6 protein-coding genes and 1 pseudogene are annotated in these 7,219 nt (G+C 40.0%); 2 read left to right on the forward strand and 5 right to left on the reverse strand.

Annotated features, from left to right (window positions below):
* The coding region (locus B4237_RS05140) for an acyltransferase family protein (RefSeq protein WP_286941974.1) at positions 1 to 1,932 on the forward strand (1,932 nt) is incomplete at its 5' end.
* Positions 1,933 to 2,042: 110 nt separating this feature from the next.
* Entirely contained in the window at positions 2,043 to 2,666 is a 624-nt protein-coding gene (locus tag B4237_RS05145; protein WP_286941976.1) for an SIS domain-containing protein, read from the forward strand.
* A gap of 180 nt (positions 2,667 to 2,846) precedes the next feature.
* Here B4237_RS05145 and B4237_RS05150 read toward each other — a convergent pair whose 3' ends face one another.
* From B4237_RS05150 to B4237_RS05170, 5 genes and pseudogenes are all read right to left on the reverse strand, one after another.
* Positions 2,847 to 4,025, reverse strand: a complete 1,179-nt coding sequence (locus tag B4237_RS05150) for a hypothetical protein (protein ID WP_286941978.1) — start codon at positions 4,023 to 4,025, stop codon at positions 2,847 to 2,849.
* Positions 4,026 to 4,284: 259 nt separating this feature from the next.
* On the reverse strand, positions 4,285 to 5,244 hold the full coding sequence (locus B4237_RS05155) for an NAD-dependent epimerase/dehydratase family protein (RefSeq protein WP_286941980.1): 960 nt from the start codon (positions 5,242 to 5,244) through the stop codon (positions 4,285 to 4,287).
* Positions 5,241 to 6,467, reverse strand: a complete 1,227-nt coding sequence (locus B4237_RS05160; protein WP_286941983.1) for a class I SAM-dependent methyltransferase — start codon at positions 6,465 to 6,467, stop codon at positions 5,241 to 5,243. Before B4237_RS05160 ends, B4237_RS05155 begins: the two co-directional genes overlap by 4 nt.
* Positions 6,464 to 7,027: a dTDP-4-dehydrorhamnose 3,5-epimerase gene (rfbC, locus tag B4237_RS05165; RefSeq protein WP_286941986.1), complete on the reverse strand. Its 564-nt coding sequence runs from the start codon at positions 7,025 to 7,027 to the stop codon at positions 6,464 to 6,466. The genes B4237_RS05160 and rfbC overlap by 4 nt, the downstream gene beginning before the upstream one ends.
* 2 nt (positions 7,028 to 7,029) lie before the next feature.
* Positions 7,030 to 7,219: pseudogene (locus B4237_RS05170) on the reverse strand (hypothetical protein); the annotation flags it as partial.

Genomic DNA, 7,219 nt, shown 5'->3' on the forward strand with positions numbered 1-7,219 from the left:
ATTAGTGGTTACTTGATCACAACCATCATTATTTCTGAAATGGCTGAAGGAAAATTTAGCATCGTCAATTTTTACGAGCGCCGCGCTCGTAGAATTCTACCAGCTCTGTTCTTTGTTATGGCTGCCTGCCTTCCGTTTGCTTGGCTTTGGCTAACACCAATTGATCTTAAAGATTTTGGGCAGAGTTTGATTGCAGTATCTATATTCATTTCCAACACTCTATTTTGGTGGGAAAGTGGTTATTTCGATACGGCCGCTGAGTTGAAGCCATTAATTCATACTTGGAGCTTGGCCGTTGAAGAGCAGTATTACATATTATTTCCAGTATTTTTAATACTCACTTGGCGACTGGGCATTAAGTGGATTCTAATCGTATTATCAGTCATATTCTTTTTTAGCTTGGGTGTGGCGGCATGGGCTACTCAATATGCGTCTCATCCAAAAATAATATCAGGCGCATTTTATCTTCTACCCACAAGGGGGTGGGAGCTGCTTGTTGGCGTCTTTACCGCTTTTTATCTTAAGTTCAATGCTCACTCAATATCCCATCCCCTAAATCAAGCATTAAGTGTGCTTGGATTAGGAATGATCCTCTACTCAATTCTAGTTTTTGACGAAACAACTCCTTTTCCAAGTTTATATGCTTTGATTCCTACTATCGGAACAGGTTTATTGATTCTGTGCGCAGTTCCAAAGACTCTTATTCATAATTTATTAGGCCTTAAACCTATCGTTGGTGTGGGTTTAATTTCCTATAGTGCCTATTTATGGCACCAACCTTTATTAGCATTTGCCAAACATCGATTCTTTTTTGAAGTTTCAGATGTTTTGCTTATTTTCATATGCCTAATTTCACTGCTGATGGCGTACATTAGTTGGCGATTCATAGAGGCACCATTTAGAAATAAGCAGAACTTTACCCAATATAAAATCTTTGCGCTGTCCGCAACTGGAATAGTGGCATTCTCCGTGTTGGGATTATTCCTCCAATTCGAACCAGTACTAAATAAGGCACCGGGTAAATTACAAAATGTTCAATTCGAATCACTGGGTGAAAAGAAGGTAGTGGTAGGTGAGGTTTGTTTGGATGAGGATGTTATACATCAACAAAATTTTTCTTTTTGTACATTAGGTGACAGGGATTCAGATAAATCTCTTGTTTTTTATGGAGATTCACATCTTCAAGCTCTTCAGTATTCGCTCGATCATAAATTGCGAATGGGCAACATAAAGGGGATTTGGTTGCTCGATGTTTCGGCATGTGAAACAACGGTTTTTACGACAAATAGCAATAACAAAAGTCATCATAAGCTTGAATGCCCTAATAATTACGTTGAAGCACTAGATTATTTCTCTGATGCGGACTACCTTGTACTCATTAATCGTTGGAGCATGAGATACTTTTTCCCTTCAAGTGAGATTAATCAGCCGCACTATACGAGTGAGTCACTTGGTTGTGAAGAGAGGGACCTTCCATATAGGGACTACTTGCCGATGGATACATACGGATTTAAGGATCCGTCTGCCGAAAGCATGGCTAAGGCTCTCGTAAACTTGCTGGAAGTTTCAAATTCCAAACTCACCACAGTTGTGGTTTATCCAGTGCCTGAAGTTGGTTGTAATCCATACAAATATAACCTCCACCATAAAAATAATACTGGCTTCGAGCTAGAGACTCTCTCTTTTCCTGTTGAGGAGTATGATCGAAGGAATGAATTTGTTATAGGCACGCTTGACGAATTCTTCGAGCAAAATACATCCACTGTCATTCCAGTTAGATTGAGATCAGCCCTTTGTAATCGATATGGCATTGAGGCATGTGTGGTGGTAGAGGGTTCGGTTCCTTTCTACTTCGATGATGATCACCTCTCAGACGCTGGGGCGGATATAGTGGTTAAAGAGATTTTGAAGGCTATAGAACGCGGTAATTGAACCAGAAAAAAGGTGTTGTATAGAGGGTTTAATTTTTTATAACCACGATTGTACTTAATTCTTTGATTGGTGTAGAGTTGATCAATTAAATAATATAGGAACTTAAGACATTGAAATTCCCAAACAAAACACACCTTAAATTGGATGAATTTGTAAAAGATTATGCCTATGAAATGCAAAAAGCTTACGATTCAATTGACTTGGAAGAACTGGATAATATTGCCTCTTTGTTAATTAAGTCAATTAAAGACAAGAAGAAGATATATACTTGTGGCAATGGAGGTTCTGCGGCTATTTCAGAGCATTTTGTATGTGATTTTCTGAAAGGATCATCTACCGGCACTGATATTTCTCCAGTAATTTATTCTCTTTCAAGTAATACACCAACACTTACAGCAGTTGCTAACGATATAGACTATGAGAGTGTTTTTTCTTTCCCGTTAGAAAGGTATGGAGAAAAGGGAGACATCCTTATTTGTGTTTCTAGCAGCGGCAATAGTCCCAACATTGTAAAGGCTATTAAAACTGCAAAAACTTTAGGGATGATTACAGTAAGCTTTGTAGGTTTTTCGGGTGGCAAGGCAAGAGATGAGAGTGATTACAGTATACACATACCCAACGAAAATTATGGAGTTGTGGAGGACACCCATCATAGCTTAATGCATATTTTAGCTCAGTACGTGAGAATAAAGTCATTGACTGACGAAGACGATTTAGGAAATGTAGTTTTTTAGGTTCGTCATTTAGTGCAAAAATTGCACTAAGCTTAACTATGCTATTCGTTACTAGAAGATATCATCTACTGTTTTTCACATGAATCCCCAGTAGAAATACTTTGCTATTTAAAACAATCTTTCAGCAAGAAAAGATAGTTGCTATTCAAAAAAAATGGGATAAGGAATCACTCATCAATATCAGGATTTTTGTGAACGATTGTATTTCGGAGATATCACATTTCGGTACGCAAAACCCACTACTAAAAGTAACCCAAGGCTTGGCACATGGTGCCTTGAAGCTGTGCCCCAATTACTCGTTCCTAAAGACCAAAGTGATTCTATTAATAAGTATGATAGGAAAATAAATAAATAAAATCTTCTATTTCCAAAAGCATTGTGTGCAACAAATATAGGTTTGTTAAGATAGGTGCCTACTAAATATTTCAACGCATTCCAGATTAACCAAAATCGCAACATATTTTCTAGTAAAGGAACAACATCAACTATAGATGAAATATTCCAAGGCATTGGCTCAAACAGGTACTGAAACAAAAAGTAAGGTAGAGAAAGAATAAGCCCACCGAGCCCATTACTTATTGCAACCTCAGTTCTATAATTTGCCCGTGCATCGTATGCGTCTGACAGGGTTCCCTCTTGATAGACTTGGACAGCTGTGCTCAAACCATCATCCAGCCGGTCACCATAAGAAGTAAGACTCATGAACAACTCAAACCCGTAAAACAAGCACAAAATCACGATAGGAGTAACCAAAACAACCTTAGTAAATGACACGCCTTTTCTATTTCTTGATGTTAATAGAAACAATGTCCCAGCAATTATAAAAACACCGAACGCGAGAAGTGCACCATGCATTGCGCCCATGCCCACAATGGCCAGAAACAAAAGAAGCCAATGGGCATTCGATCTATGAAAATAAATTTTTAAGGCTGCATAAATAGCTAGATTGATAAAAAGCAGTTGAAATGGTTCTCGCAGGGTAACGCTGGTATACATTAATGAAGTAGGTATCAAAGCATAAATAAGCATAACCCTCGATTGGTACAACATATTAAATGATAAGATCCTCATAATTCGTAGGAGAATAAATGCGGATGCAAGCCATCCTAAAGCAGATAAAGCGCTTCCCAAAAACAGGGAATCAGTTGTAATGAAATAGAAAATACCCAAAAGATAAGGATATATATAGGTTAATACAAACACGTCGGTCACAAAATCTTGGGAAACATCAACAGCCACAAAATGAAATCCAAGGGCATCATCACCGGAGCCATAAGTCGGCCCAACAAAACCATTGTAGAAGGCAAGAACAAGGCGTAAAAAAAAGCCTAGCCACAATATTAGTTTAACTCTATTCATCTGAATCCATATTACCTTGCTAGTAAATCGGCAAAATATTTTTTACTCAATTTTTTCGATAGTACATAACATTTAAGTTTTTTATATTTAGCTTCTTCTCTTTGCATTATACGTTGAATTAAATGGGTATATCTGAACGAACCACCAAAACTAAAGTAAAACACTCCAACCCCATTTACGCAACCCAGGCTACGCCCTTCCAATTGGAAAATATGTTATGTTTGGCGAGGACACGTGAAAAGCCCTTGCCGTCTATTTATTAGGACCGTTTGAGTTCCTCCTTCCACCAAGCAATTGTTTCATCCAGTCCGCTATCAATATCAAAACTGGGCTGCCAACCTAACTCGTCTCTTAAACGACTGATGTCAGCCAGCAATAATGGAGGATCCTCGAGATTGGTGGAACGAGCCCCCAACTTTAATAATTCTGGGCGACCCAACTTTGTAGCAATTCTTTCTACCACATCCTTAAGGGTAATAGCTTCACCTGACGCGATATTAACTGGACCCTGCATGCCTGAATTAAGTAAAGCTACAAAGGCTGAGGCCACATCAGAAACATACATAAAATCTCTCACTTGCTCACCACTGGAACACCGAGCAGTCTCACCTCGTAAGATTGATTGAATAACAGACGATACCAGCCTTGATGGATGTTCCTTTGGACCATAAAGAAAAAATATCCTTCCCCATGCACTGCTTAATCCAAATTGATTAGAGTATATCGACAATATTTCCTGTAAAGCATTTTTACACGTTCCATAAACCGTACTCGGATTGCACGGAGTAACGCTCTCTAAACACAAACCTTGACCCCAATCATATTCAGCACAGGTTCCGGCCATTACTACGCGCTCACCTCCTTGCTCGCCAAACGCCTTTAGCAGCGAAAGGCTTGCATTCACGCATTGAAGATTTTCAGGTGCTGTCCAGAAATGACCAGGTTCTGCATACCATGCAAAGTGCAATAAGTGTGTTGGCCGCACTTCATTTACAATAGTTTCTTGAGAATCGCTATTGAATAAATCACTCAAATACCAATGCACACCATCATCATCGACCCCTATTTTATGCCTTGATCGAGACATGGCATGAACCTCAAATCCTTCATTCACTAGATAATGTAAGCAATACTGACCAATGAATCCTGTTGCACCAGTCACTAAAACGCGCTTAGCAGATTCACTACCCGAAACCGCCTCTAGGTCAACACTATTCATAGCACCTCTAATTCAGGTACTGCGACAACAAATTTAGCTCCCCATTCACGAATATAGGATAATTGCTCAACAACTTCTGAACGCAAGTTCCAGGGGAAAATCACCACATAGTCTGGCTGAGTTTTTCTAATATACTTTTCTCCAACGATGGGTATTCGACTACCAGGCAAGAACTTATCCTGCTTGGCTGGATTAAGGTCCACTACATAACTCAGTAAATCCTGACGAACTCCTGCATAATTCATCAATGTATTGCCTTTGGCTGCAGCGCCATAACCCGCAACAGTTTTACCGGTGAGTTTTGCCTCAAGCAAAAAAGAGAGAAAATCATTTTTAACCCGATCGGCCTTAGCCTGGAACCCGGCATAAAAATCTACACTATTCATTCCAGCACTTTTTTCCTGATCTAGAATTTTTATTACATTATCGCTTGTTTTATGACTCCCGGTATCAATGCGTTGAGCATACACTCGTAAACTGCCGCCGTGCGTGGGTAATATTTCCACATCGAATACACTTAAACCATTGCTCTCAAAAATTTTCTTCACAGCAGTCAACGACAAATAGGAATAGTGTTCATGGTATATGGTATCAAATTGATTTTCAGACACCAGTTGCAGCAAGTGAGGAAACTCAAAGGTTGAAACACCTGTCGGTTTCAATAGAGCAGCAAAGCCACCAACAAAGTCATTTATATCGGGGACATGTGCCAGAACATTGTTAGCAGCTGTTAAATCAGCTTGCTTACCTTGCTCAACCATTTTATTCGCAAGCTCAACGCCGAAAAAATCTTCGATAATCTCGATACCTTTTTTACGAGCGGCATCCGCAGTACTGGTGGTGGGCTCAATACCTAGGCATGGTATTCCCCGTGCTTTGACATATTGAAGGAGATAGCCATCGTTCGCTGCAACTTCTACGATATATGATTGCCCATCCAGATCGAAGCGATCTACCATATTGGTTACATATTGCTCAGAATGCTTTAACCATGAAGATGAGAATGCGCTAAAGTAAGCATAATCAGATGAAAAAAGCTCATCAGCCCCCGCATAATCTTCTGTCTGCACTAACCAGCAATCGGTACACACCAGTACGCGCAATGGAAAATATTTCTCAGTTGCCTGGAGTTCTTGTTGAGTCAGATAGGCGTTCGACGGTGGGGATGTGACTAGATCAATCAATGAGACTGTCAACTCGGATTGGCAATGGCGGCATTTCATAAAGTTATTCCTTTAAAATTAGTATTGGTTACAAAAGGATGATTTTGATCTCGCTTAGACAGGTCTATTACTGGTAAAGGCCAGTCTATAGACAACGCAGGGTCGGTAACATTGAGCGCACCTTCCGAATCAGAATGATAGGCTGAGGTGTGCAAATAGACTAGCTCACAGTCTTCAGTCAGCGCCTGAAATCCATGCGCATATCCTTCTGGAATGAGCAAACTTTTATGGTTCTCGGCAGAAAGAATTTCACCATGCCATTGTAGAAAGGTTGGTGAGGTGCGCCTAATATCTACTGCCACATCTAAAACCTCACCTTTTAAGCAGCTCACAAGCTTTAACTCGGCATGCGGAGGATGTTGAAAATGTAAGCCACGAACTGCACCTTTTTTTCGCGTGAGTGTTTGGTTGATTTGAACTATTGGTTTTTTTATACCTGCTTCAGAGAACGCTTCCATACAGTAGAAGCGCGATAAAAACCCACGATGGTCTTCTGCCTTCTTACGTTGGACTAACATCAGGTCAGACAATGGCGTTTGAATAAAATCAAAGCGTGACATACTTAATTGCCCTGAAATTTAGACAGGTAGTCATTGATTTGCGCCAAAGAAACTGCCCTCATGTCTTCGGCATTCCTCCAGGCTTCATGCCATTCTAATGTTTTTTGTAATGCCGTTTGCAGTCGCCAGACCGGCTGCCAGTTCAGTTGACGACGTGCCTTACTACTATCTAGTTTAAGTAAATTGGCCTCA

The sequence above is a fragment of the Acinetobacter sp. UBA6526 genome, assembly GCF_002434875.1.
In the GTDB taxonomy this organism is placed as follows: domain Bacteria; phylum Pseudomonadota; class Gammaproteobacteria; order Pseudomonadales; family Moraxellaceae; genus Acinetobacter; species Acinetobacter venetianus.